Source organism: Streptomyces sp. NBC_01268 (assembly GCF_036240795.1).
Classification (GTDB): domain Bacteria; phylum Actinomycetota; class Actinomycetes; order Streptomycetales; family Streptomycetaceae; genus Streptomyces.
In genome coordinates, this window is the sequence record NZ_CP108454.1 from 797,878 (window position 1) to 821,361 (window position 23,484).

Annotated in this window: 23 protein-coding genes and 1 pseudogene; 8 read left to right on the forward strand and 16 right to left on the reverse strand. The window is 74.3% G+C overall.

What is annotated here, in order from left to right:
* Positions 1-4 precede the first annotated feature (4 nt).
* From tdh to OG309_RS03400, 7 genes and pseudogenes are all read right to left on the reverse strand, one after another.
* A complete protein-coding gene (gene tdh, locus OG309_RS03370) occupies positions 5-1,033 on the reverse strand; it encodes an L-threonine 3-dehydrogenase (RefSeq protein ID WP_329418201.1) in 1,029 nt (342 codons plus the stop codon).
* Between the two features lie 206 nt (positions 1,034-1,239).
* On the reverse strand, positions 1,240-2,784 hold the full coding sequence (locus tag OG309_RS03375; RefSeq protein WP_329418202.1) for a phytoene desaturase family protein: 1,545 nt from the start codon (positions 2,782-2,784) through the stop codon (positions 1,240-1,242).
* Positions 2,785-2,875: 91 nt separating this feature from the next.
* The gene (locus tag OG309_RS03380) at positions 2,876-5,185 is read right to left on the reverse strand and encodes a serine/threonine-protein kinase (protein WP_329418203.1); all 2,310 of its coding nucleotides are present in this window, start codon (positions 5,183-5,185) and stop codon (positions 2,876-2,878) included.
* A gap of 71 nt (positions 5,186-5,256) precedes the next feature.
* Positions 5,257-6,096, reverse strand: a pseudogene (locus OG309_RS03385) (oxygenase MpaB family protein); the annotation flags it as partial.
* A 66-nt stretch (positions 6,097-6,162) separates the two neighbouring features.
* Positions 6,163-6,627 (reverse strand): hypothetical protein, encoded by a 465-nt coding sequence (locus OG309_RS03390; RefSeq protein ID WP_329418204.1) that lies wholly within the window; start codon positions 6,625-6,627, stop codon positions 6,163-6,165.
* A gap of 88 nt (positions 6,628-6,715) precedes the next feature.
* Positions 6,716-7,981 (reverse strand): phage baseplate protein, encoded by a 1,266-nt coding sequence (locus OG309_RS03395; protein WP_329418205.1) that lies wholly within the window; start codon positions 7,979-7,981, stop codon positions 6,716-6,718.
* 105 nt (positions 7,982-8,086) lie between these two features.
* On the reverse strand, positions 8,087-8,767 hold the full coding sequence (locus tag OG309_RS03400; protein ID WP_329418206.1) for an MBL fold metallo-hydrolase: 681 nt from the start codon (positions 8,765-8,767) through the stop codon (positions 8,087-8,089).
* Positions 8,768-8,872: 105 nt separating this feature from the next.
* On the opposite strand from OG309_RS03400, the gene OG309_RS03405 reads away from it, so the two are divergent.
* Positions 8,873-9,832 carry a GlxA family transcriptional regulator gene (locus OG309_RS03405; RefSeq protein WP_329418207.1) on the forward strand — a complete coding sequence of 320 codons (960 nt, stop codon included), beginning with the start codon at positions 8,873-8,875 and terminating at the stop codon, positions 9,830-9,832.
* Between the two features lie 127 nt (positions 9,833-9,959).
* Positions 9,960-10,958 carry an aldo/keto reductase family protein gene (locus OG309_RS03410; protein ID WP_329418208.1) on the forward strand — a complete coding sequence of 333 codons (999 nt, stop codon included), beginning with the start codon at positions 9,960-9,962 and terminating at the stop codon, positions 10,956-10,958.
* A gap of 39 nt (positions 10,959-10,997) precedes the next feature.
* Here OG309_RS03410 and cynR read toward each other — a convergent pair whose 3' ends face one another.
* On the reverse strand, positions 10,998-11,966 hold the full coding sequence (gene cynR / locus OG309_RS03415; RefSeq protein WP_329418209.1) for a transcriptional regulator CynR: 969 nt from the start codon (positions 11,964-11,966) through the stop codon (positions 10,998-11,000).
* Positions 11,967-12,113: 147 nt separating this feature from the next.
* Here cynR and OG309_RS03420 point away from each other — a divergent pair, with 147 nt between their 5' ends.
* Together OG309_RS03420 and cynS are read left to right on the forward strand one after the other, a co-directional pair.
* Complete coding sequence (locus tag OG309_RS03420) at positions 12,114-12,719, forward strand: carbonic anhydrase (protein WP_329428104.1); 606 nt, start codon at positions 12,114-12,116, stop codon at positions 12,717-12,719.
* Positions 12,720-12,805: 86 nt separating this feature from the next.
* Positions 12,806-13,276, forward strand: coding sequence for a cyanase (gene cynS / locus OG309_RS03425; protein WP_329418210.1), 471 nt, complete (start codon positions 12,806-12,808; stop codon positions 13,274-13,276).
* A 238-nt stretch (positions 13,277-13,514) separates the two neighbouring features.
* On the opposite strand, the gene OG309_RS03435 is transcribed toward cynS, so the two are convergent.
* From OG309_RS03435 to OG309_RS03460, 6 genes are all read right to left on the reverse strand, one after another.
* Positions 13,515-14,135, reverse strand: coding sequence for an anthrone oxygenase family protein (locus OG309_RS03435; RefSeq protein WP_443067533.1), 621 nt, complete (start codon positions 14,133-14,135; stop codon positions 13,515-13,517).
* Between the two features lie 153 nt (positions 14,136-14,288).
* Positions 14,289-14,852, reverse strand: coding sequence for an Rv1733c family protein (locus tag OG309_RS03440; protein ID WP_329418211.1), 564 nt, complete (start codon positions 14,850-14,852; stop codon positions 14,289-14,291).
* A 91-nt stretch (positions 14,853-14,943) separates the two neighbouring features.
* Positions 14,944-15,762, reverse strand: a complete 819-nt coding sequence (locus OG309_RS03445) for an ABC transporter permease subunit (protein ID WP_329418212.1) — start codon at positions 15,760-15,762, stop codon at positions 14,944-14,946.
* Positions 15,759-16,706 carry an ABC transporter ATP-binding protein gene (locus OG309_RS03450; protein WP_329418213.1) on the reverse strand — a complete coding sequence of 316 codons (948 nt, stop codon included), beginning with the start codon at positions 16,704-16,706 and terminating at the stop codon, positions 15,759-15,761. Before OG309_RS03450 ends, OG309_RS03445 begins: the two co-directional genes overlap by 4 nt.
* A 4-nt stretch (positions 16,707-16,710) precedes the next feature.
* Positions 16,711-17,691: a universal stress protein gene (locus OG309_RS03455; RefSeq protein ID WP_329418214.1), complete on the reverse strand. Its 981-nt coding sequence runs from the start codon at positions 17,689-17,691 to the stop codon at positions 16,711-16,713.
* Positions 17,692-17,749: 58 nt separating this feature from the next.
* Positions 17,750-18,616 (reverse strand): universal stress protein, encoded by an 867-nt coding sequence (locus OG309_RS03460; protein ID WP_329418215.1) that lies wholly within the window; start codon positions 18,614-18,616, stop codon positions 17,750-17,752.
* A gap of 343 nt (positions 18,617-18,959) precedes the next feature.
* Between OG309_RS03460 and OG309_RS03465 the strand changes: the two genes are divergently transcribed.
* From OG309_RS03465 to OG309_RS03475, 3 genes are all read left to right on the forward strand, one after another.
* The gene (locus tag OG309_RS03465; RefSeq protein ID WP_329418216.1) at positions 18,960-19,802 is read left to right on the forward strand and encodes a universal stress protein; all 843 of its coding nucleotides are present in this window, start codon (positions 18,960-18,962) and stop codon (positions 19,800-19,802) included.
* 77 nt (positions 19,803-19,879) lie between these two features.
* On the forward strand, positions 19,880-20,314 hold the full coding sequence (locus tag OG309_RS03470) for a VOC family protein (RefSeq protein ID WP_329418217.1): 435 nt from the start codon (positions 19,880-19,882) through the stop codon (positions 20,312-20,314).
* 144 nt (positions 20,315-20,458) lie between these two features.
* Positions 20,459-20,815, forward strand: coding sequence for a hypothetical protein (locus tag OG309_RS03475; protein WP_329418218.1), 357 nt, complete (start codon positions 20,459-20,461; stop codon positions 20,813-20,815).
* Between the two features lie 25 nt (positions 20,816-20,840).
* Here the strand turns inward: OG309_RS03475 and OG309_RS03480 are convergent, their stop codons facing one another.
* Both OG309_RS03480 and OG309_RS03485 read right to left on the reverse strand, forming a co-directional pair.
* The gene (locus OG309_RS03480; protein ID WP_329418219.1) at positions 20,841-22,031 is read right to left on the reverse strand and encodes an acyl-CoA dehydrogenase family protein; all 1,191 of its coding nucleotides are present in this window, start codon (positions 22,029-22,031) and stop codon (positions 20,841-20,843) included.
* 161 nt (positions 22,032-22,192) lie between these two features.
* Positions 22,193-22,393 (reverse strand): hypothetical protein, encoded by a 201-nt coding sequence (locus tag OG309_RS03485; RefSeq protein WP_329418220.1) that lies wholly within the window; start codon positions 22,391-22,393, stop codon positions 22,193-22,195.
* A gap of 155 nt (positions 22,394-22,548) precedes the next feature.
* Here OG309_RS03485 and OG309_RS03490 point away from each other — a divergent pair, with 155 nt between their 5' ends.
* On the forward strand, positions 22,549-23,430 hold the full coding sequence (locus OG309_RS03490) for a siderophore-interacting protein (RefSeq protein WP_329418221.1): 882 nt from the start codon (positions 22,549-22,551) through the stop codon (positions 23,428-23,430).
* The last annotated feature ends 54 nt before the right edge of the window (positions 23,431-23,484 follow it).

Consider the following 23,484-nt stretch of genomic DNA (forward strand, 5'->3'; position numbering starts at 1 on the left):
GGGGTCAGACGGTCCAGTCGAGGATGATCTTGCCGCCCTTGCCGGAGGCGGCGTCGTCGAACGCGGCCTCGAAGTCGGTGTAGGCGTAGCGGCCGGTGATCACGGGGGCGAGGTCGAGGCCGCCCTCCAGGAGCACGGACATGGCGTACCAGGTCTCGAACATCTCGCGGCCGTAGATGCCCTTGATGGTGATCATGGACGTGACGATCTTCGCCCAGTCGACGGAGAAGTCCTCGCTGGGCAGGCCGAGCATGGCGATCTTGCCGCCGTTGGTCATGTTGGCGACCATGTCGCGCATCGCGCGCGGGTTTCCGGACATCTCCAGGCCGACGTCGAAGCCCTCCTTCAGACCGAGGGTGCGCTGGCCGTCGGCGATGCTCTGCTCGGCGACGTTCAGGGCCAGCGAGACGCCCGTCTTGCGGGCCAGGGCGAGGCGCTCCTCGCTGACGTCGGTGATGACGACGTGGCGCGCGCCGGCGTGCTTGGCGACCGCGGCGGCCATGATGCCGATCGGGCCCGCGCCGGTGACCAGGACGTCCTCGCCGACGAGCGGGAAGGACAGCGCGGTGTGCACGGCGTTGCCGAAGGGATCGAAGATCGCGGCGACGTCGAGGTCGACGTCGACGCGGTGCACCCAGACGTTGGACGCGGGCAGGGCGACGTACTCGGCGAAGGCGCCGTCGCGGCCGACCCCGAGGCCGACGGTGGCGCGGCACAGGTGCCGACGGCCGGCCAGGCAGTTGCGGCACTTGCCGCAGACCAGGTGGCCCTCGCCGCTGACCAGGTCGCCGACCTCGATGTCCGCGACGTCGCGGCCGGTCTCGACGACCTCTCCGACGAACTCGTGCCCGAGGGTCAGCGGCGTGGCGATGGTCTTCTGCGCCCAACCGTCCCAGGAGCGGATGTGCAGGTCGGTCCCGCAGATACCGGTCCGCTTGACCTTGATGAGTACGTCACCCGGACCGATCTCGGGCTCGGGAACGTCCATGAGCCAGAGTCCCGGCTCCGCCTTCTGCTTGACCAGCGCCTTCAATGTAACGGCTCCCGACGTACGCGTCCTGTGATGTGCAGGTTCCGGGCGCGGCGAAGCACCCAAGATCCCTGAAACAAATCTTTCGTACCTGGGGCCCATGGTCCATCGAGGATTTCTTAAGCGCACTCGCAGATCAGCTTCACGCCGCCGGTGGGAGCCCGCCCGGCGTCAACCCCGGGGCCCGCGGAGCCCACGAGGCCCCGGGGTCACCGGTCGCCTTCGAGCACCGCCATCGCCGCGTTGTGCCCCGGCACCCCGCTCACTCCGCCGCCGCGGACCGCGCCCGCGCCGCACAGCAGGACGTTGGCGTGCGGGGTCTCCACGCCCCAGCGCCCGGCGTCCCGCGCCCCGTACGGGAAGGAGAGGTCGCGGTGGAAGATGTGCCCGCCGGGCAGTCGCAGCTCCCGTTCGAGGTCCAGGGGGCTCTTGGCCTCGATGCAGGGGCGCCCGTCGGCGTCCAGGGCCAGGCAGTCGGCGATCGGCTCGTCGAGGCAGGCGTCGAGCTGGTCGAGGGTGGCCTTCAGGAGTGCCTCGCGGGCGCCGTCGGGATCGGCGGCGAACAGCCGGGCGGGCGCGTGGAGTCCGAACAGGGTGAGGGTCTGGTAGCCGCGGGCGGCGGCCTCCGGGCCGAGGATGCTCGGGTCCGTCAGGGTGTGGCAGTAGATCTCGGAGGGCGGGGCGGCGGGCAGCCGGCCGCTCGCGGCCTCGGCGTACGCGGTCGCCAACTGCCGGTAGCCCTCGGCGATGTGGAAGGTGCCGGCGAAGGCCTCGCGGGGGTCGACGGCCCGGTCGCGGAGCCGCGGCAGCCGGGTGAGCACCATGTTCACCTTGAGCTGGGCGCCCTCGGCGGGCGGCGGGGGCGGGTCTCCGAGGAGCGCGGCGAGCGCCTGCGGCGAGGCGTTCACGAGGACGTGCCCGGCCTCGACGACGCCTTCGCCGTCGGCGGTGCGGTAGGTGATCTCGGCGCGGCTTCCGTCGGTGTCGATCCGGGTGGCCTCGTGGCCGGTGAGGACCGTCGCCCCGGCCGAACGGGCCGCGTCCGCGAGGGCGTCGGTGAGGGCGCCCATGCCGCCGACGGGCACGTCCCAGTCCCCGGTGCCGCCGCCGATGACGTGGTAGAGGAAGCAGCGGTTCTGTGGCAGGGAGGGGTCGTGGGCGTCGGCGAAGGTACCGATGAGGGCGTCGGTGAGGACCACTCCGCGCACGAGGTCGTCGGCGAAGGTCCGCTCCACGGCGACGCCGATCGGCTGCTCGAAGAGCATGTCCCACGTCTCGTCGTCGTCGACCCGGGCGCGCAGCGCGGCCCGGTCGGGCAGCGGCTCGGTGAGGGTGGGGAAGATCCGCCGCGCGGCGCGCTCCGTCCGCCCGTAGAAGGCCCGCCACGCCTCGTACTCGCGGTCCGAGCCGGTGAGCGCCGCGAAGGAGGCCCGGGTGCGGTCCCGGTCGCCGCCGACGAGCAGGCCGGATTCGCCGTACGGGGTGTACGAGGAGACGGACCGCTTGCGGACGGCGAAGCGCAGCCCGAGCTCACGGACGATCTTGTCCGGGAGGAGCGAGACGAGGTACGAGTAGCGGGACAGCCGGACGTCGACCCCGGTGAACGGCCGGGTGGAGACGGCGGCCCCGCCCGTGGAGCCGAGCCGTTCGAGGACGAGGACGCGGCGTCCCGCGCGGGCGAGGTAGGCGGCGGCGACGAGCCCGTTGTGCCCACCGCCCACGATGACGGCGTCGTAGGAGCGCTGTGCGGTCATGCCCCTTGCTAGCACCTCGGGGGCGGGTGCGACCAGAGGGCAGCGGTGCCGTCGGTTCGTGGGGGCGGTGGGAGCCGCTCCGCCGCCCGTCCTAGCGCCGTTCCCTGCGCCCCATGCGCTCCATGCGCTCCGTGCAGTGTGCTTCGTCCGCCCGTGCCGCGAGCGTGTCGGGGTGGGCGGCGCCCAGGGTGCGGGTGCGGCTCTCGGCGACGCGGCGGTACTCCTCCAGGGCCTCTTCGTGGCGGCCGAGCCAGCCGAGGCCGATGCCGATCTCGCGGCGGCTGACGAGCGTGTCGGGGTGGTCCGGGCCGAGCACGCGCGTCCGCAGCCCGCACACCGCGCGGGCCTCGGCCAGGGCGTCCTCCCACCGGCCGAGCCGGCCCAGGCTCACGCCGAGGCCGTGCCGTGCCCGCAGCGTCTCCGGGTGCTCGGGCCCGACGGCCCTGCTGCGGGCCCCGGTGAGCTCCCGGTACAGCTCGGCGGCCTCCTCCGCGCGGCCGAGCCGCCCGAGGCAGATGCCCGCCTCGTAGCGGGCGGCGAGCGTGTCGGCATGGTCGGCACCGAGGGCGGTGGCGCGCGCGTCGGCGACCTCGCGGTACTGGGTCAGCGCGTCCGCCCAGCGCCCGAGCCGGCCCAGGAGGTGCGCCACCTCGTGACGGGTGGCGAGCGTGTCGGGGTGAGCGGTGCCGAGGAGCCGGGCGCGGGCGTCGGCGACCTCGCGGGCCGTCGCGTACGCCTCCGGCAGCCGGCCGAGGCGGCCGAGGGTGAAGGCCAGGTTGTGCCGGCAGCGCAGGGTGTCGGGGTGCTCCCGGCCCATGGTGCGCTCGCGCACGGCGAGCACCGCCTCGTACACGGAGTGCGCCTCGGCGTGGCGGCCGAGTCCGCCGAGGACGTACGCGGTCTCCTGGCGCGCGGCGAGGGTGTCGGCGTGGTCGGTGCCCAGGGTGCGGGCGCGTCCCTCGGAGACCCCGCCGAACTCGCGCAGCGCGTCGGCGTGCCGGGCCGAGCGGGCCAGCGCGAAGGCCAGTTCGTAACGGCTGGCCAGGGTGTCGGGGTGGTCCGCGCCGAGGACCTGCCCCCGGTCCCGCACGACCGTCCGGTGCACCTCGGCCGCCTCCTCCCAGCGCCCCAGCCGCCCGAGCCCGAGCCCGGCCCGGTGCCGGCCGGCGAGCACCGCGAGGAGCTCGGAGGCGGGCGCGGGGACGAGGCCCGTCGGGTCGGGGGCGGGCAGGGGGAGGGGGCCGGTGCCGGGCAGGGTGCTGTGGTCGTGGCCGGGGGCCGAGGTCTGCGCGGAGGCGGGGGCCGCCGCGGGCGTCATCGAGGGGAGGAGCGGGTGCGGAGGCGCGAGGGTGCCGGTCGCCGGGCTCGTCACGCCGTTCGGGCCCGCCGGGCCGGGCAGCGCCGAGGTGGCCCGGGTCCACTCCCCCGTCAGGGCCGAAGCCGGGTCGTACGCGGCCGTGGGCGCGCCCATGAAGGTGGTCGTCGCCGGGCGGCCGGTGGTGATCCGGCCCGCCCAGCCGGGGAGGGCGAGCGGCGGGCGCGGTGCGGTGCGGCCCGGGGAGAGCCGGGCGCGGATCTCCGCCGCGTCCGCCGGTCGGGCCTCCGGGGCCTTGGCCAGCAGGTCGAGGACGAGCAGGTCGAGGGCGGCCGGCAGCTCCGGGCGGTGACTGCGCAGGGGCGCCGGCTGGGTGTCCCGGTGGCCGACCAGGACCGCCCAGGTGTCCTCCAGGTCGAAGGGCGGGACGCCGGTGGCGATCTCGTACAGGACGCAGCCCAGCGAGTACAGGTCGCTGCGGTGGTCGATCTCCCCTCCGCCGCCGATCTGCTCGGGGGACATGTAGTGCGGGGTGCCCATGGCGATGCCGGTGCCGGTGAGGCGCGAGGTGATGCCGTTGTCGGCGGCGAATCGCGCTATCCCGAAGTCGCAGATCTTCACGGCGCCGTCGCCGAGCCGCACGATGTTGGCCGGCTTGAGGTCGCGGTGCACCACGCCCTGGCGGTGGGTGTAGGCGAGCGCGTCGGCGACCTGCGTGGCGATGTCGACGACCTCGTCGACGGGGAGCGGGGCCTTGTCGTTCTTGTCGCCGAGCAGCTGGCTGAGGTTGCGTCCGTCGAGCAGCTCCATGACGAGGAAGAGCACGCCGTCGGACTCGCCGAAGTCGTGCACGACGGTGATCCCGCGGTGCTGGAGCGCGGCGGCGACCCGCGCCTCGCGGCGGAACCGCTCGCGCAGCACGGTGAGCGAGGCCGGGTCGCGCTGCGGGCCGAGCGGCCGCAGGCACTTGACGGCGACGCGCCGGCCGAGCGCCTCGTCCGTCGCCCGCCAGACCTCGCCCATGCCGCCGCGACCGATCACCTCGTGCAGCCGGTACCGGCCCTGGATCAGCCTGGTGTCCGCCATCGCGTGCTGTCGCCCCCGTTTGCCCCGTGGCCGTGCCCGTCCCGGCCCGGCCGGTCCAGTATGGCGGCCTACGCGCGCAGACTGTACGGCGCGGGTCGGGTGTCCTCGCCGAGCCGGTCCATCGCCCGCAGGATGTGCCGCGGGGGCAGCCGCCAGCGGAGCTTGTCCGGCAGGCAGCGCAGCAGATTGGCCGTGGCGGTGAGCCGGTGCGTCACGGTCCGGGGCGGGGGCGCGGGGCGCCCGTACAGCTCGTGGGCGTACGGGGGCAGGGTGTCGTAGGCGAGTGCCGCCACGCGCCGCCAGAGTGCCTCGCGCGCGGGCACGAGCGCGGGCGGGACGGGCGGCGCGCGCAGGAAGTCGTCGACCACCTTCGCGTCCTGGCCCGCGGCCAGCGCGGGGCGGACGCCGTCGAAGTAGCGCCGCAGCCCGTCGGTCGTGCCGGGCACCCCGTCCGGGTCCAGGCCGACGAGCCGGGCGGCGGCGCGCTGCTCGTCGACGTACCGGTCGGCCTGGGCGTCGGTGAGGGGGATGCCGGAACGGCGTACGACGTGGAGGTACGAGTCGATCTCGGCACAGTGCACCCAGAGCAGCAGCTCGGGGTCGTCGACGCCGAGCAACCGGTGGATCTTCCGCACCCGGGCCCCGGCGGCCTCGGCGGCCTCCGTCGTGCCGTAGGTGAGCGTGCCGACGAAGCTCGCGGTGCGCAGCAGGCGGCCCCAGGCGTCCTTGCGGAAGTCGCTGTTGGCCATGACGCCACGGATCGCGGCGGGGTGCAGCGCCTGCAGGTACAGGGCGCGCACCCCGCCGATCCACATCACGGGGTCGCCGTGCAGCTGCCAGGTCACGGACCCGGGGCCGAAGACCCCGGGGTCGGCGCCGGGCCCGGTCCCCACGGCTCGCTCGGCTCGCATCGCTCGGACGGATCGCGTGGCTCCCATGGATTCAGGCTAGGCGGGCCGGCACCCGGGGGCGACGGGTCAGCGCCAGATCGCCTGGACGGAGTCGAACTGGACCCAGGTGATGGGGTTGGCCGTGTTGCCGCCGTAGACGGTGACCGAGCCCGCCGGGTTGATCTCGAAGCGGCAGGCGTTGATGCCCTGGCTGTTGTTGCGCGGCGCGGTGGCGCGCACGTACCAGGTCGGGCGGGCGAGGGCGGCCGGCAGCGTGGCGATCTTGGTGTCGGCGGCGAAGGAGCCGGTGACCTGGCCCCGGGCCTGGAGGAAGGCGGTGCCCGCGATCGTGACGAGGCGGACCTGCGGGGTCGCCCCGGCGGTCGCGGTGACGCCGGGCTCCAGGACGAGGTCGGTCCACTCGCCGGCCTCGACGCCGCCGGGGGCCGCGGCCGCGGGGGCCGCGGTGGCGAGCCCGCCGACGGTGACGGCGGCGGGCAGGGCGAGGGCGGCGCCGAGGATGCTGCGGCGGCGGTGGGAGGTCGGGGACATGCGGAGGGCTCCTCTGGGTGACGGGTGGGGGCTGTGTGCGGGGCGAGGCCGGGGCACCGGGCAGACGGCGCTGGGTTCCGGACCCGGCCTAGCGCCAGGCGGCGCTGAAGCTGTCGAGCTGCGCCCACGTGATGACGTTGGTGGTGCGCCCGCCGAACAGGCGCAGTTCGCGGTCGGTCCCGGCCTCGACGCGGGCCACGGTGTATCCGCCGTTGTTGTTGCGCGGCACGTTGGCGCGGGCGGTCACGCTCGGGGTGAGGGAGTCCGGCAGGTGGCCGATGACGGTGTCGGCGTCGAAGCTGCCCTTGACGCCGCCGCTCAGCTGGAGCGTGGGGGTCCCGGCGATGCTGATCAGGCGGCCCTGGGGGGCGTTCTGGTCGACGCTCACCCCCGCCGCGAGCGTGATCGGCTGCCAGTCGGTGAGCACCTTGACGCCGTCGGTCTCGGGCGCCCCGGAGAGCGTCACGACGGTGCAGGTGCGCGGACCGGGGTCCTCGCAGGCGAAGCCGAAGTGGAGGTGCGGGACGCCACCGCGGACGGAGACCGCCATGCCCTCGGGCTCGCGCCACTCCAGGCCGGGCGCCGCCGTGCTGAACTGCCGGTCGAGCAGCGTGCCGGTGGCCCACTCGAAGGCGGTGAGGTACGTGTTGCCCGGCAGCGGGTTGGCGGCCGAATAAGCCTCGCCCTGCAGCGTGTAGAGGATGCCGTCGTGGGAGGCGTACCCCTGGAACACGGCGCTCGGCAGGGCCGGGGTCAGCCGCTGGATCGGCTCCCACACGCCGGCCGCCGCCTTGGCGAGGTCGTAGCGCTCCCAGTGGGTTCCGTTCAGGGAGAAACGAATGACGAGTTCGCCCGTGCCCCGGTCGATCGTGGGGGTGATGAAGCGGGCCGCCGGGTCGGGCGTGTACGGCGTGGTGTGCCGCGCGGTGCCGTAGGTGACGACGTCCCCGTCGGCGTAGGTGAAGCTGGTGACGGCGGTGCCGTAGCCCTCGTTCTTCGAGTTGGGGGTGGACGCGGTCTCGGTCCACAGCCAGATCGTCCCGCCGCGGTTCTCCACCCCGATGCTGACGCCGTGTCCGAAGCCGCGCAGGTACATGAAGCCGGCCGTCCGGCCGTCCTCGGTGAGGCGGGTCAGGCACAGGTCGCCGTCGGCCTTGCGGGTGTCGTAGTCGACGGCGGCGGCCTCGCCGGCCAGTCTGATCCCGCCCTCCATGATCTGGAGCACGAAGACGTCTCCGGACACCGGATCGATGCCGAACGACTGCATGACCGTGCTGTTCTTGAGCGGGCGGCGGTGGAGCAGTTTGCCCACCGGGCCCGCGATGTCTATCTGTCCTTCAACGGTGACGCTCAACGACGCCGCTCCTTGGGATGGTTCGGGTGTCCCTGGTGACCGGAACCGCGTCAGTCTGCCAAACCTCGTCGCGGGCGTGTGGAGGCGGGCGTCCGGCCGAGCGGATCAGAGCGGGGCGTTCTCGTCGGCGGCGAAGGGGGCGCCGTGGCCGGGGACGATCACGTCCGTGGCGGCCAGGACGCGCAGCCGGGACGTGCGCTGGAGGGCGTGGTCGGGGGCGACCGGGTCCTCGACGGGGCCGTTGGGGCGCCACCACAGGTCGCCGACGAAGGCCACGACGCCTTCGGCGGTACCGGCGAGGAGGGTGATGTCCTCGGGGCTGTGGCCGGGGGTGCGGATCAGCCGCAGGGACGGGGTGAGCTCGTGCCCCTCGGCGTCCCGGTCGGTCCACTGGTCGGCCTCGTAGATCGCCTTGTGGTCGTGCACCCGGGCCCGGCCGAAGAGGCCCACGTTCATGGTGTTGTCCGGGTGGTGGTGACTGAGGACGACGTCGGTGATGTCGTCCGGGCCGAGGCCGAGTTCGGCGAGCGGGCCGAGGATCCGGTCACGGCTCGCGACCATGCCCGGGTCGACGATGACGTGCCGATCGCCGTCGGTGACGTAGGAGACGGTGGCCGCGACGCCGGGTCCGGTGGAGAGCGTGTAGCCGGTGGTCAGGACCGTGAAGACGGCGGTACGGGCGAGCGTGGCGGCCTCGTTCGAGGTTTCGGTCGTGGCGGTGGCGGTGGCGGTGGCGGTGGCGGTGGCGGTGGCGGTGGGGAGCGTGTGGGGCGTCGTGTTCGTCATGGGAACGATCATGCCGAGGAGGTCGCGCCCCCACGAGTGGCACCGATGCCACTGATCGCAGGAAAAGTGCCAACCCCTCCGCGACCCCTGTGCCAGACTGCGCGGATGCCCGCCTTCCGTACCGTCGCCGCCTATGCCCCGCCCGGTGTCGGCATGTTGGCCGTCGGCATCGTCGCCGAGGTGTTCGGTCCGCACGGGAAGGAGTTCCCCGGCTTCGACTTCGCCCTGTGCACCGACCGCCCCGACCAGCCCGTGCCCACGGACTTCGGCGTGCCGCTGGCCGTCGGCGGCGGCCTGGACCGGCTGGCGGCGGCGGATCTCGTGATCGCCCTGCCCGGGGCCGGGTTCCGCACCCCACCGGCGCCCGCCGTCCTGGAGGCGCTGTCGGCGGCGTACGCGCGCGGCGCACTGGTGGCCGCCCACTGCGTCGGCACGTTCGCACTCGCGGCCGCCGGGCTGCTCGACGGCCACCGGGCCACCACCCACTGGCGGTTCGCCGACCTGCTGGCGAGCCGGCATCCGCTCGTCGAGGTCGAACCCGACGCCCTCTACGTGGACCAGGGGCGGATCGTCACGGGCGCGGGCGCGGCGGCCGGCTTCGACCTGTGCCTGCACCTGCTGCGGCGCGAGCACGGCGCCGCCCTCGCCAACGCGGTGTCCCGGGACATGGTGCTGCCCTCGCACCGCGACGGCGGGCAGGCGCAGTACCTGGCCGCGCCCGTCCCCGAGGACGGCGAGGACGAACGGCTCGCCGGGGTCCTCGGCTGGGCCCGGGCCCATCTGCACGAGCCCATGCCCGTCGCCGAGTTGGCCCGGCGCGCGATGATGAGCAAGCGTTCCTTCGCGCGCCGCTTCACCGCCGCCACCGGGACGACCCCGCACGCCTGGCTGCGGGAGCTGCGCCTGAGCGGTGCCGAGGAGCTCCTGGAGACCACGGACCTGCCGGTCGAGGAGATCGCCCGCCGGGTCGGCTACGGCAGCGCGGCCGTGCTGCGGGAGCAGTTCGTGCGCCGCCGCGGGGTGCCCCCGCGCACGTACCGGCGTTCCTTCGCCCGTACGCCGTAGCTCCCCGTGGGCGTCCTGCGCCGTGCGTGCGGCCGGACGGGCCACACCCGGCGCGAACGGTCCGACACGGCCTAGGTTGGGCGCCTGAGGATGTACGCGTTCTTTCCGCTGCGAAAGGAAGTCCCCCATGCGGTACCGCAAGCTGGGCAACTCGGACCTGGAGGTCTCGGAGATCTCGCTCGGCTCCTGGCTCACCTACTCCGGCGGCGTCGAGGCGGACGCGACCCGCGCCTGCACCGAGGCGGCCTTCGACGCGGGCATCAACTTCTTCGACACGGCCAACGTGTACGGCCGCGGGGCGGCCGAGGCGGCCTGGGGCGAGATCCTGTCCTCGCACCCCCGCGACTCGTACGTCCTGGCCACCAAGGTCTGGGGACCCATGTCGGACGATCCGGCCGACCGGGGCCTGTCCGCCGCCCAGATCGCGCAGCAGATCGACGCGTCCCTGGCCCGGCTGAGGACCGACCACGTCGACCTCTACCAGGCCCACCGTTTCGACCCGGCCGTGCCGATCGAGGAGACGATCGAGGCGTTCCAGAAGGTCGTCGAGCAGGGCAAGGCCCGCTACCTCGGCTTCAGCGAGTGGACGAACGAGCAGATCCAGGCGGCGATCGACCTCGCGGGCCCGGAGCTGTTCGTCTCCTCCCAGCCGCAGTACTCCATGCTCTGGCAGGCACCGGAGGCCGGGCTCTTCGACCTCACCGAGGCACACGGCATCTCCAACATCGTCTGGTCCCCGCTCGCCCAGGGCGTCCTGACCGGCAAGTACCGCCCGGGGCAGCCCGTCCCCGAAGGCAGCCGCTTCGCGAACGACGCGATGGCGGGCGCCCGAGACCTCGTCTACAACGAGGCGAACCTGGAGGCCGTCCAGCGCCTGGTGCCGATCGCGGACGAGGCCGGTCTCACCCTCCCCGCCCTCGCCCTGGCCTGGGTGCTGCGCCGCTCCGAGGTCGCCTCCGCCATCACCGGCGCCTCTCGCCCCGAGCAGGTCCACGCCAACGCCGCCGCCTCCGGGGTCGACCTCTCCCCCGACCTGCTGGCCGCCGTCGACCGCGCACTCGGCGACGCCCCGCTGACCGGCCCCACGCTGGCACCGAACGCCCAGGCAGGCATCAAGCGGCGCTGAGCGGCCGGCCGGCCCCGCGCGGCCGAAGCGGCCGGCCCGTCACCCCTGGAGTGCCGGGCCGGCCGCCCCCTCCGCCCCCTCCGCCCCGGCACCGGTGTACCCGCGCGTCCGGACCAGGTCGTGGGTGAGCCGGGCGAAGGCACGGGTGGCGGCGCTGTGATAGGCGCCCTGCCGGTGCAGGAGCGTGACGGTGCGGGTGGGCAGGGGCGGGTCGAGGGGGACGGGCGCGAGGTGGGGGTGGTCGTGGGTGATGGCGTCGGGCAGGACGGTGGCGAGCGGGCCGCGCCGGACGATCTCGGTGAGGGCCTGGATGGAGTTGGCCTCCACCGTGATGCGCGGGGCGACTCGGTGCGCGGCGAAGTAGGCGTCGATGTGCGTGCGGGTGGCGAAGTCATCGCTGAGGAGGGCAAGTTGACGGTCCGCCAGGGCGTGGACCGGTAGCGGGTCGGAGGCGGTGGAGTCCGGGCCCGAAGGATGCTCCCCGGCGGCGGTGACGAGGCTCAGGGTCTCCGTGAAGAGCGGCGCTGCGGCGATGCCGGGCGGGTGCGGTCCGGCGAAGGCGATGCCCAGGTCGAGTTCGTCGGCGAGCAGGGCGGCTTCGATGCGGTCCTGGGTCGCCTCGGTCAGGGTCAGGCCGATCCCGGGGTGTCGGGAGTGGAACGCGGCGGCGAGCGGGCCGACGAGGTAGGCGGTGAACGTCGGGGTGACGCCCAGGCGCAGGTGCCCGCTGGAGAGGTCCTGGACGTCGCGGACGGCGCGTTCGGCGGCGGCCAGGTCGCGCAGCGCGCGCCGGGCGTGCTCGGCGTACGCGGCACCGGCGTCGGTGAGCCGCACCGTGCGCCCCGTGCGGTCGAGGAGCTGTACGTCGAGGGCGCGTTCCAGCTGCCTGACCTGCTGGGAGAGCGTCGGCTGGGAGATGTGCAGGTACTCCGCGGCGCGGGTGAAGTTGCCGTGCTCGGCGACGGCGAGCAGGTAGCGCAGGTGACGCAGTTCCAGTGCAGCGGCCATGCGCACCACTATAGGCCCATCCATAGATGACACCACTAGCTCCTATCGCCAGCAGGTCTTGGACTCTATAGCCGCAGGTCGTGCATGGTGGATTTCGCCGGCACCGAGGGGCCGGCGGCCACCGAAGGGAGTGACCCCATGCAACCCATGCAGGACCTCGCCGAAGGCGTCGCCCGTTTCCAGCGGGACGTCTTCCCGGCCAAGGCGGAGCTCTTCGCCCACCTGGCCACGCACCACACGCCGCACACGCTGTTCATCAGCTGCTCCGACGCCCGCGTCGTCCCCGAGCTGATCACCGGCACCGAGCCGGGTGACCTGTTCGTCATCCGCACGGCCGGGAACCTGGTGCCCGCCCACACCCCTGGCGCGGACGGTGTCGCGGCGAGCATCGAGTACGCCGTGGCGGCGCTGGGCGTGCGGGAGATCGTCGTCTGCGGTCACTCCGCGTGCGGCGCGATGACCGCGCTCGCCCGGGGGCACGACCTCACCGGCGCCCCCGCGGTCGCCGCCTGGCTGCGGCACGCCGACGCCTCCCGGGCCCGTACCGCCACCGGTGACGTACCCGCCCTGGTGCGCCAGAACGTGCTGGCCCAGCTGGCGAACCTGGCCACCCACCCCTCGGTCGCCCGTGCCTTGGCCGAGCGGCGGATCACCCTGCGCGGCTGGGTCTACGACATCGGCACCGGGGGCGTGGAGGACCTGACCTCCACCACCGGAGCCGACACCAGGCCCGTCCCCGCGACCGCGGCCTGACCTCCCGGCCCGCTCGCCCTTCCCCTTCCCCTTCCCCTTCCCCTTCCCCTTCCCCCTCCCCACCCGACACAGAAGGAGACACCCCCATGGTGCACGCACAGTTCGACCCGACCGCCCGCCAGTCCCTGGCCATCGCCGCCGTCGAGGCCAAGACCCGCAAGGACCTGTCCTGGGAGCAGATCGCCGACGCCGCCGGCCTGTCCGTCGCGTTCGTGACCGCCGCCGTCCTCGGCCAGCACGCACTGCCGGAGGCCTCGGCGAAGGCGGTCGCCAAGCTGCTGGGCCTGGACGAGGACGCGGTACTGCTGCTGCAGACCATCCCCACCCGCGGCTCGATCCCCGGCGGCATCCCGACCGACCCGACGATCTACCGCTTCTACGAGATGCTCCAGGTCTACGGCACCACCCTCAAGGCCCTGGTGCACGAGCAGTTCGGGGACGGCATCATCTCCGCGATCAACTTCAAGCTGGACGTGAAGAAGGTCGCCGACCCCGAGGGCGGCGAGCGCGCCGTCATCACCCTGGACGGCAAGTACCTGCCGACCAGGCCCTTCTGACCCCGAGCGGTGCGGGCGGGGCGGGGCGGAAGGCCCTCCCGCCCCTCCCGCACCACCCACACCGCCCGCTTCACCCCCGACCCCACGCCCCACCCACGTACGTCCTCGCCCACCCGTGCCCGATGTGCCTGGGCTCGCTGTACTACTGCTCCCCGGACGAGGTCGTCTTCCTCACCACCCGGGACGCCTACGAGCCCCACTACGTCGACGACCGCACGTACTTCGAACTGGACACCTTCTACGCCGAGTTCGCGAAGCCCTGGCAGGAGCGCTCCCCATGCGCCACGAGCCGCGCGAGGACGCCGTCGAGGTCTACCGGCTCTGCCAGGAGCGCAACGGCGGCGAGCGTCACGTCGCCGGCGCCCCCACCGGACCCGTCCCGTCGTCCGGCCGACGGGCCGCCCGCCTGCCGCAGGGCGATGCCGATCAGGACGGCGAACGCGACCACGGCCGTGCAGGTACGCGCGTCGTTGAACAGTTCCCAGCGGCGCAGGATCTCCGCGTGGTCGGCCGGCGGCGCTGTGACGGCCCACTGTTTGATGCGGCCGTTGATCGACACGTTGCCGAAGCGGGTGATCAGGAACGACGCGACGGTCAGCAGCCCCGCCGTGGCCGCGAGGGCTCGGACCCGCGCGCGTGCCACGGCGGCCAGCGCGAAGGCGGAGACCGCGGACACCGCCATCGCCGTCTGCATGGTGATGCCGTTCGTCTTCATCAGCTGGGCGTGGAAGTCGAGCCTCATCCCGATCGGTACGGAGTCGAAGGCCGGGACGAGGTTGGCCACGCCGTAGCCGAAGGCTCCGGCGAGCAGCCCGGTGGACAGCAGGGCCACACCCAGGAGGATGCGGATGGTTCGCATGCGGTTCACGCCTCCTCGGCGGGGTGGGTGAAGCGGCTCCCGGACTCTCCTCGGAGGCGGCCGACTTCTCGCTGCGCCGGGCCCACGGGCCCGCCGCCGGCACGATGGCCGGGGCGGTAGCGGGTGCGGGACGGTAGGTGCGCCGGGTACCCGTCAGTCGTCGTCCGTCCCCTGTCCGCTGCCCCGCCGCAGCCGGCCCGACCACACCGGTTCCACCTGCTCCCACTCGCGTTCCCAGGCCGCGAGACCGTGGGCCTCGATCGTCCGTCGTACGAAGACCAGGAGGCCCATGCCGACCGCGCCGACGGCCGTCGCCGTGGCCGTACCCCCGGAGAGGGAGACCAGCGCGCGGTTCGTGGCGCTGCCCGGCGGCAGGGCCGGGGCACCGGCGTCGTCCACCCAGACGGTGACGGTGCGGCCGCGCGGCGCACCGGGCGGTACGGGGACGCTGCCGGTCCTGCGGACGTCGCCGGGGTAGCTCCAGGCCGCCGGAGCGACGGCCTGCGGACGCGTTCCGTACCGGGTGGCGACGGGCAGGTCCTCGGCCGGTCCCGTGGTCGTCGCCGTCACCTGGTGGCGGTGGGCCGCGAGGGCGCGGTCGGCCCGGGAGCCGGCCGTCCACAGCACCCCGGTGGCCACGGCGCCGCAGATCAGGGCCGTCAGCAGGACGAGGACCAGGGCGGCGCGGCGGCGGGGGGACGACTCGTGGCGGGTCATGGCGCACCTCCTGGTGGGACGGCTCGCGGGGCGGCCGGGCGGGACCGGCCGGCCCGTGCGCTGCGACGCCCGCTCACCATCGCCGTCACCGTCACCTGGTGAGGTCCCGGCGGCGCAGCAGCGCATGGGCGGCGAGCAGGCCGACCGCGCCCGCCCCCGCCAGGACGGCGACGTGCGTCCAGACGACCGCGCCGTGGGCGAGGGCGTCGCCCGGCGTGTAGTAGTGGAACGGGCTGACGTAGCGGAGGGGAGCGGCGGGCTCCCAGGCGAGGGCGACGAAGTTGACGGCGAAGCCCACCGCGCCGATCGCGACGACGGCGCCGAGGACCAGGGCCCGGCGCGCCACCGCGGCGGACACGGCGAGGGCGGGTCCCGTGACGCAGAGGGTGAAGGCGTATCCCATGAGTCCGGCGGCGAGGACCCCGCCGAGGCCGACCTCGGCGTGGATCTTCGGGGAGAGCGCCACGCCCGCCGCGACGGTGAGCGTGGCGGCGGCGGTCACGGCTGCGGAGGCGAGGAGGAGGGCGGCGGCGCGTTCGGCGAGGAGCCGGGTGCGGGTGACCGGCCGGACCATGACGAGTTCGATCGTGCCGGATTCCACGTCGGCGGCGACGGCGGCGGCCGCGAGTGAGCCGATCACGGTCAGCTGGAGGGCGATCCAGAACGGGTGGGTCAGGCCCGCGCCGAGCAGTCCCGGGTAGCTGGCGATCGAGACGTCCCCGCCCGAGCCGCTGAACGCCCGGTACGCGGAGGGCGGCGAGCGGCCGCCCGAGAAGAGCTGCTCGGGCGGGATGGTGTTCGTGACGACGACGATGAGCGCCTCGAAGGCCACCATGCCGATCAGTACGGCGGTGAGCATGCGCCGCCTGCGGTGGAGGGCCAGCCAGAGGAGGGGCAGGCGGGCGTTCACGGCGCGGTCCCGGTCGGGGGGTGCGGCGGGGGCACGGGCCGGCGGTCGCGGTAGAGGTCCAGGAACGCCTCGTCGAGGCCGGCCTCCTCCACGGTGATGTCGACGACGGGAAGGGTGAGCAGGGTGCGCAGGGTGGTCGTGATGTCGCTCGGCGGGACCAGCAGTTCGGCCCGGTCGCCCTGCCAGCGCGGGTTCCAGCGGTCGGCGTCCCCGAGGCTCCGGGGCCGGTCGGGGCGCAGGCCGGTGAGGGTGACGCGGATCCGGCGGGCCCGGGCCTCGCGCAGCGCGGCGACGCGTTCGACGGTGACGAGCCGCCCCTCGCGGATGATGGCGACCCGCCCGCAGGCGCGCTGGACCTCGGGCAGCACGTGGCTGGAGAGCAGCACGGTGCGTCCGGCCCCGGTGGCCTCGGCCATGAGCGCGTAGAAGGTCTCCTGGACGAGCGGGTCCAGGCCCTCCGTGGGTTCGTCGAGGACGACGAGGCGGGGATCGTGCTGGAGCGCCTGGACGAGACCCAGCTTCTGCTTCATGCCCCGGGAGTAGCCGAGGACGGGGCGCCGCAGGTCCCGGTCGGACAGGTCGAGGCGCTCGCAGAGCTCCCGGCGCCGGGGCGAGGGCGTGCCCTGGAGGGCGGTGAGCAGGTCGAGGGTCTGCGCTCCGGTGAGTTCGGGGTAGAGGCGCAGTTCGCCCGGCAGGTAGCCGAGTCGGGGGGCGAGTCGGGCGTGGTCCGCGATCGGGTCGAGGCCGAGCACCCGTGCGTGGCCGGCCGTGGGGCCGAGCAGGCCGACGAGGCACCGCAGGGTGGTCGTCTTGCCGGCGCCGTTGGGACCGAGGAAGCCGAAGACCTCCCCCGCCTCGACGACCAGGGACAGGGACTCCACGCCGACGACCGGCCCGTATCGCTTGGACAGCCGGTTGAGCTCGATGGCGCACGTCCCGCCCATGGGTTCAGTGTGGGCCCGGGACGGCCGGAGGGCCTGGTGTCGTCGACGGGCCGCCGGCCTCCCCGGCCTCCCCGGCCTCCCCGTCGTCAGGGGTCCGGGTCACGAAGTCGCGCGGGACGATCTCCACCGGGCAGTGCGCGTGGTGGATCAGCGAGTGCGCGACCCGTCCCAGGGACGGTCCGACACCCAGCGGGCGGCGGCCCCGCCCCATCACGAGCAGGTCGGTGCGGGCACTGGCCTCGACGAGGATCCCGGCGGAGCTCGTGCCGGTCTCCACGTGGTGGGCGACGACCAGTTCGGGGTGGAGCCGCCGGATCCGTTCGGCGACCGACTGCGTCTCGCGCACCCGCCGGCGGGCGACCCCGTCCAGGTCGTCGAGCATGGTCGCGACGCTGCCGACCTGGGTCAGCACGTTCCAGACGCTCACGACGTGCAGGGCCGCCTTGCGGGCCCGCGCCTCGGCGGCGGCGAGCGGCAGCCAGTCCAGGTCCGCGACGCCGCGTACGGCGGCGGTCACCGAAGCCGTGCCGGGGCGGGTGGGCTCGCCGCGGACGACGATCACGGGGACGTCGGCGCGGGCGGCCACGCCGAGGCCCACGGATCCGAGCATGAGCGTGGCGAAGCCGCCGAGGCCGCGGTGGCCGACCACGATCGTCCCGCGGGCTCCGGCGGCCGCCCGGAGGGCGGAGAGCGGTTCCTGGCGGCCGAGCTCGCCGGTGACGTCGAGGTCCGGGAAGCGCTCCCCGACCAGGCGCGCGGTGCGGGCCAGCAGGTCGCGGCCCGCTTCCCGTACCTCCTGGATCGTCTCGGCGTCGGCGAAGAGGGCGCGTCGGTCGGTGTCGGCGGCGTGCACGAGGTGCAGGCGGCTGCCCCGGCGGTCCGCCTCGGCGGCGGCCCACAGGACGGCGGTCCGCGCCGAGGGGGAGCCGTCGACGCCCACGACGACGTTGCCGAGTTCCGCTCGGCCGGAGTGCTCGCCGCTCATCGTTCCTCCCACGGGGTACGTGTCGGGCGCGGGCGCCGGGTCACGGGGACGCCGCCTCTCACGCAGGGCGCTGGGGTACGACGGCGACCGGGCAGGAGGCGTGGTGGAGGGCGCGGTGGGCGACCCTGCCGAGTTCGAGGCCGACGAGGCCGTCGCGGCGGCGGGCGCCGATGACGAGCAGGTCGGCGGCGGCCGAGCGTTCGGTCAGCGCCCGGTGGGCGGGGCCCTCGACCGTGCTCCGGAGGAGCCGTACGCCGGGATGCCCGCGGACGCCGGCTTCCAGCGCCTCGTCGAGGCGATCGGACGCCCGCCCCTCCTCGTGCCCGTCCGTCCCGCCGTCCGGGAGGGGGAGGTGCGCCGGGCGCCGCCAGGCGCGGACGGCGTCGAGTTCCGCCTCGCGGGCCGCCGCCTCGCGGAAGGCGAACCGCACGGCGGGCGAGTCCGCGTCCTGCTCGCCGACTCCCAGCAGGACGCGTCCGTGGCGTGCCGCGAGGGCCTGGGCGTCGCCCCGGACGACGACGACCGGGCAGGAGGACCGGGCCGCGACCACGAGGCTCACGGAGCCGAGCAGCAGGCCGGCGAACTCCCCCCGCCCCCGGGACGCGACGACGAGGAGGGCGGCGTCGCGCCCTTCCCTGAGCAGCGCGCCGGAGGGGTCCTCGGGGAGGACGTCCGTGGTGAGGGGGAGGCCGGGGGCGCGGAGGAGGGCCCGGTCGGCGGCGGAGCCGACGACGTGCTCGGCGCGGACGCGGCCCGAGGGCCGGTCCGCGTTCGCGTCGGGGACGGATCCTTCGTACCGCTCCCACAGCGAGGCGTGCACGATCCGCAGCGGGAGCGCGTGCCGTACGGCTTCGTCGACGGCCCAGTCCACGGCGGCGAGGCTGGGCTCGGAGCCGTCCACTCCCACGACGAGGGGTGCTTCCATCGTGCCCACCTTCCGGGACGTGGCGGCGCGGCCGTGCCGCGCACGGGCGCCGGGCACGGGCGGGAGGAGGGGCCCATCCGCTTCTCGCGGATCCTGATTGCGCGGTGCGCGGCACGAGACCGCTTCCCCGCGTCTCTGGGTGGGTCCCCTCCTCCTCTTCAGGAGAACACCGCTGGGCGTCCCGCGCCACGGCTGGCCGCGGCGGGCCCGCGCGCGTTGGTGGGGAGATGCCGGTGCGCACACCATGGAGGTACCGGACGGGCGCACGGCCCGGGCGCAGCAGCCGACGGGGCGGCCCCGGGCACCGGCCCGTCACCCGGCCCGCCGAAGGAAGTGAACGGCCATGACGCAGGCCATCGTCGTCGGTCTGGACGGCACCGAACAGGCGGACGCCGCCGCCGGCTGGGCGGCCGACGAGGCCGTGCTGCGGGGCACCGGGGTGCGGCTGGTGCACGTGCTGGAGCCGTCGCCGGAGGTCCTCGTCCCGCTGGTGTCGCGGGAGCCCGTGGAGTCCTGGGCCCAGGAGCTGCTCGCGCGTACGGCCGCCGGGCTGCGCGAGCGCCGTCCGGGACTGGCCGTGACCACCCAGGTGCTGACCTCGGGCCCGGTTCCGAGCCTGGTCGCGGCGGCGGACCAGGGGGACCTGCTGGTCCTCGGCTCGCGGGCGCTGGGCGGTGTGGCCGGCTACCTCGTCGGGTCGGTCGGGATGACGGTCGCCGGGCGGGTCGAAGGGCCCGTGGTGCTCGTGCGTGCCGACGGCGAGGGGGCGCGGCGCGGCCCCGTGGTGGCGGGGGTCGACGTACAGCAGCCGGCGGACGCCCTCCTGCGGTTCGCGTTCGAGGAGGCGGCGTGGCGGGGCGGCGCCGTGGAGGTCGTGCACGTGCGGCGCCTCCCCCTGCACGCGCGCCTCGGCCGGGGCACGGCGCCGGACGCGCCACCGGAGATCCAGCGCTCGCTGGACGACCTCCTGGAGTCGTGGCGGGCGGAGTTCCCGGAGGTGGCGGCGGACGGGCGCGTCCTGCTCGGTTCCGCCGCCCAGGAACTCGTACGGATCGCGGAGGGCGCGGCGCTCGCCGTGATCGGCAGGCGCACCCGGCGGTCGGTGCTCGGCGGCCACCTGGGCAGCGTGGCCCACGCGGTCATGCACCACAGCACGGCGCCGGTGGCGGTGGTCCCCCACGACTGAGCGCCGGGCACCGGGCACCCTCCAACCCGCGTCCCCTGACCGTGACATGAGCAAAACAGCCTTGCTACGGTGGCGCGATGGCAACGATCAAGAAAGTCCAGGTCACCTTCGACTGCGCGGATCCCGAGCGGCTCGCCCGCTTCTGGTGCGAGGTGATGGGGTACGTCGTGCAGCCCCCGCCGAAGGACTTCGACACGTGGGAGGCCTACCACGCCTCTCCCGAGCCCAAGGAGCCGACGAACTGGTTCTCCTGCAGCGACCCCACCGGCGAGGGCCCGCGCCTGCTGTTCCAGCGCGTCCCCGAGGGCAAGGTCGTGAAGAACAGGGTGCACCTGTGCGTACGCGCCGGCATCGGCCTGGTGGGCGACGAGCGCCTGGCCACCCTGCAGGCCGAGAGCGCCCGTCTGGTCGCGCTGGGCGCGGAGCAGCATCGCGTCCTGCTCGCCGACGAGGAGAACGAGTCCTGCATCGTGATGCTGGACATCGAGGGCAACGAGTTCTGCCTCGACTGAGCGGGGGGCGGCGAGGTGGGCGACCGCGTCGCCGCTCCCGGCCGGCCCCACGAAACTCGTTGGTCCCCGCGCTCACCGCACGGGTAACGTCCGTTCTCCGACGCCCCTCGGCGGCGCTCCCTTCCGAGTACGAGGACACGACAGATGACCGGCCGGCAGTCTCCGACGACCACCCTGTGGCGCCCCACGGGCCCCAAGGAGCTGGCCCTGGTCCGCGACCTGGACTGGCGCGCCTGGCCGCCCCGCCTCCCGGAGCAGCCGATCTTCTACCCGGTCCTCAACGAGGACTACGCGATCAGGATCGCCCGGGACTGGAACGTGAAACACAGCGGAGTCGGCTACGTCACCCGCTTCGAGGTCGAGTCGGACTTCCTGAGCCGCTACCCCGTCCAGCAGGCGGGCGGCCGGACGATCCTCGAACTCTGGGTCCCGGCGGGGGAGTTGGACGTCTTCAACGCGCACATCGTGGGCGCGATCCAGGTGGTCCACGAGTTCCGCTGAGGAGCCGGGGGGCTCGGACGGGCCGTCAGCGGCGGACGCGGGGCATGCCCAGGCCGATCCAGGAGATGATCTCGCGCTGGATCTCGTTGTTGCCGCCGCCGAAGGTGAAGATGACGGCGGAGCGGTAGCCGCGTTCGAGTTCGCCGTGGAGGACGGCGCCCGCCGAGCCCCCCTTGAGGGCGCCGGCGGCGCCGGTGACCTCCATGAGCCAGGCGTAGGCGTCGCGGCGGGCCTCGGAGCCGTAGACCTTGACGGCCGAGGCGTCCTGGGGGGTGAGGGTGCCGTTCTGGACGGCGTTCACCATCTGCCAGTTGAGGAGCTTCATCGCGTCGAGGCGGGTGTGGGTGCGGGCCAGGGTGCGGCGGACCCAGGCGAGGTCCAGGACGCGGCGGCCGTCGGCCAGCTTGGTGTCGGCGGCCCAGCGCTGGACGTCGTGGAGGGCACGGATCGCCATGGTGCCGTGGGCCGCGAGGGTGACCCGCTCGTGGTTGAGCTGGTTGGTGATCAGGCGCCAGCCCTTGTTCTCCTCGCCGACCCGGCGGGAGCAGGGCACGCGGACGTTCTCGTAGTAGCTCGCCGTGGTGTCGTGCGAGGCGAGGGTGTTGATCAGGGTGCAGGAGTAGCCGGGGTCGCTCGTCGGCACCAGCAGCATGGTGATGCCCTTGTGCGGCGGCGCCGCCGGGTCGGTGCGGACGGCGAGCCAGACCCAGTCGGCGGTGTCGCCGTTGGTGGTCCAGATCTTCTGCCCGTCGACCCTGTAGTGCCCGCTCGTCTCGTCGCCCTCGCGCACCGCGCGCGTCGTGAGCGCGGCGAGGTCGGTGCCGGCGTCCGGCTCGCTGTAGCCGATGGCGAAGTCGATCTCCCCGGAGAGGATCCTCGGCAGGAAGTACGCCTTCTGCTCCTCCGTACCGAACTGCATGATCGTCGGGCCGACCGTGTTCAGCGCCATCAACGGCAGCGGTACACCCGCCTGCGCGGCCTCGTCGAAGAAGATGAACTGTTCCATGGGGCTCAGCCCGCGCCCGCCGTACTCCTCGGGCCAGCCGACGCCCAGCCAGCCGTCCGTGCCCAGGCGGCGCACCGTCTCGCGGTAGAAGCGCTTCTGCGCGGCGGGGTCGGCGTAACGGGCGTGTACGTCCTCGGGGACGAGCTCGGCGAAGTACGCACGCAGCTCGGCGCGCAGGCTGTGCTGGGCGGGCGTGTACTCGAGGTGCATGGCGTCGTCTCCCCTGGATCGGTCTCCGCGCGGTGCGGCGCCACGGTAGAACGTGTTCCACAAATGGGGAAGGGTCTTGCACCTGTCCGGTACGCGCACCGGGCGCCGCCCGGCCACCTGTCACGGCGACCGACCGCGGCGCCCCGGCTACCGCACGTCGTTCAGGGGAGCAGCTCGTCGAGCGACGCGCGCCCCTTGTCGGCCATGCGCCGCTCGGCCCAGGCGAGGTTCTTCGGATTCAGGTCCCGACCGGACGCGAGGCACACGTCCTCGGCCGAGAATTCGCCCTCCGACCCGGCGTGCAGCAGCCTGTCGGGCGTCGGGATGTCCCCCCGGGACGTCTTGTCGGTCTCACCGTTCATGCCGCCTCCTCATGATTCTGCAGGCACTCGCCATTCTCGTGTCCGCTCCCCGCTCCCGCATCCGGGCGGATCCCGGGTGTCGGCGGCGCGTCGGTGCCGTGTCGATGCCGGCGGCGAGGGTGACGGCATCCGCACACGTCAGACGAGGAGCCCCCATGGCGACAACGCCCACCGCGCACCCGACCGCCCCGCAGCTGCCCCTGCGCCGCGTCACCGTCAAGACCGTCCGCCGGATCACCCCGAGGACGATCCGCGTCACCCTCGGCGCCCCCTCCCTGGCCGGCGCACCGCTCGCCGGCCCCGACCGGCAGGTCAAGCTGTACTTCCCCCGTCCGGGGCGGTCCGAGCCCGTACTGCCCGCCCCGGACCCGGACGGCGACGTCATGCGCTGGTACGCCGCCTACGCCGCGATCCCGGAGGAGCGGCGCCCCTGGATGCGGAGCTACACCCTGCGGTCCCACGACCCGGCGGCCGCCACGGTCGACGTCGACTTCCTCCTGCACGGCGACGGGGACGACGGCCCCGCCACCCGCTGGGCCCGGGGCGCCCGCGCGGGGGACGTCCTCGGCATGTTCGGGCCGTCCGACCTCTTCGCCCCGCCCGTCGACCCCGCCTCGGGCGACTGGGCCCTCCTGGTGGCCGACGCGTGCGCGCTGCCCGCCCTGGCCACGCTCGTCGCGGCCCTGCCGCCGGGCCACCGCGCCCTCGCGTTCGTCCACGTCGCCGACACCGCCGAGGAACAGCCGCTCCCCACACAGGGCCGGCTCACGACGCACTGGCTGCACGGCGACGCCTCACCGGAGGACGCCGTACGGGCGGCCGACTTCCCCGCCGGACGGCCGTACGCCTGGCTGGCGGGTGAAGCGGGAACCGTACGCGCCCTGCGCCGCCACCTCGTCGAGGAGCGCGGCGTCGACCGCCGCGCGATCGACTTCGCAGGTTACTGGCGCCGGAAGCTCACCCAGGACGACGCACCCACCGAGGAGGACCTGGCAGAGGCCCGAGAACGCCTGGCGTCCCTGCGCGACGACGCGTGAGGCACCCGCATCACGGACACCCCGCCACCCCGCACCCGACGACGGCGGGAGGGG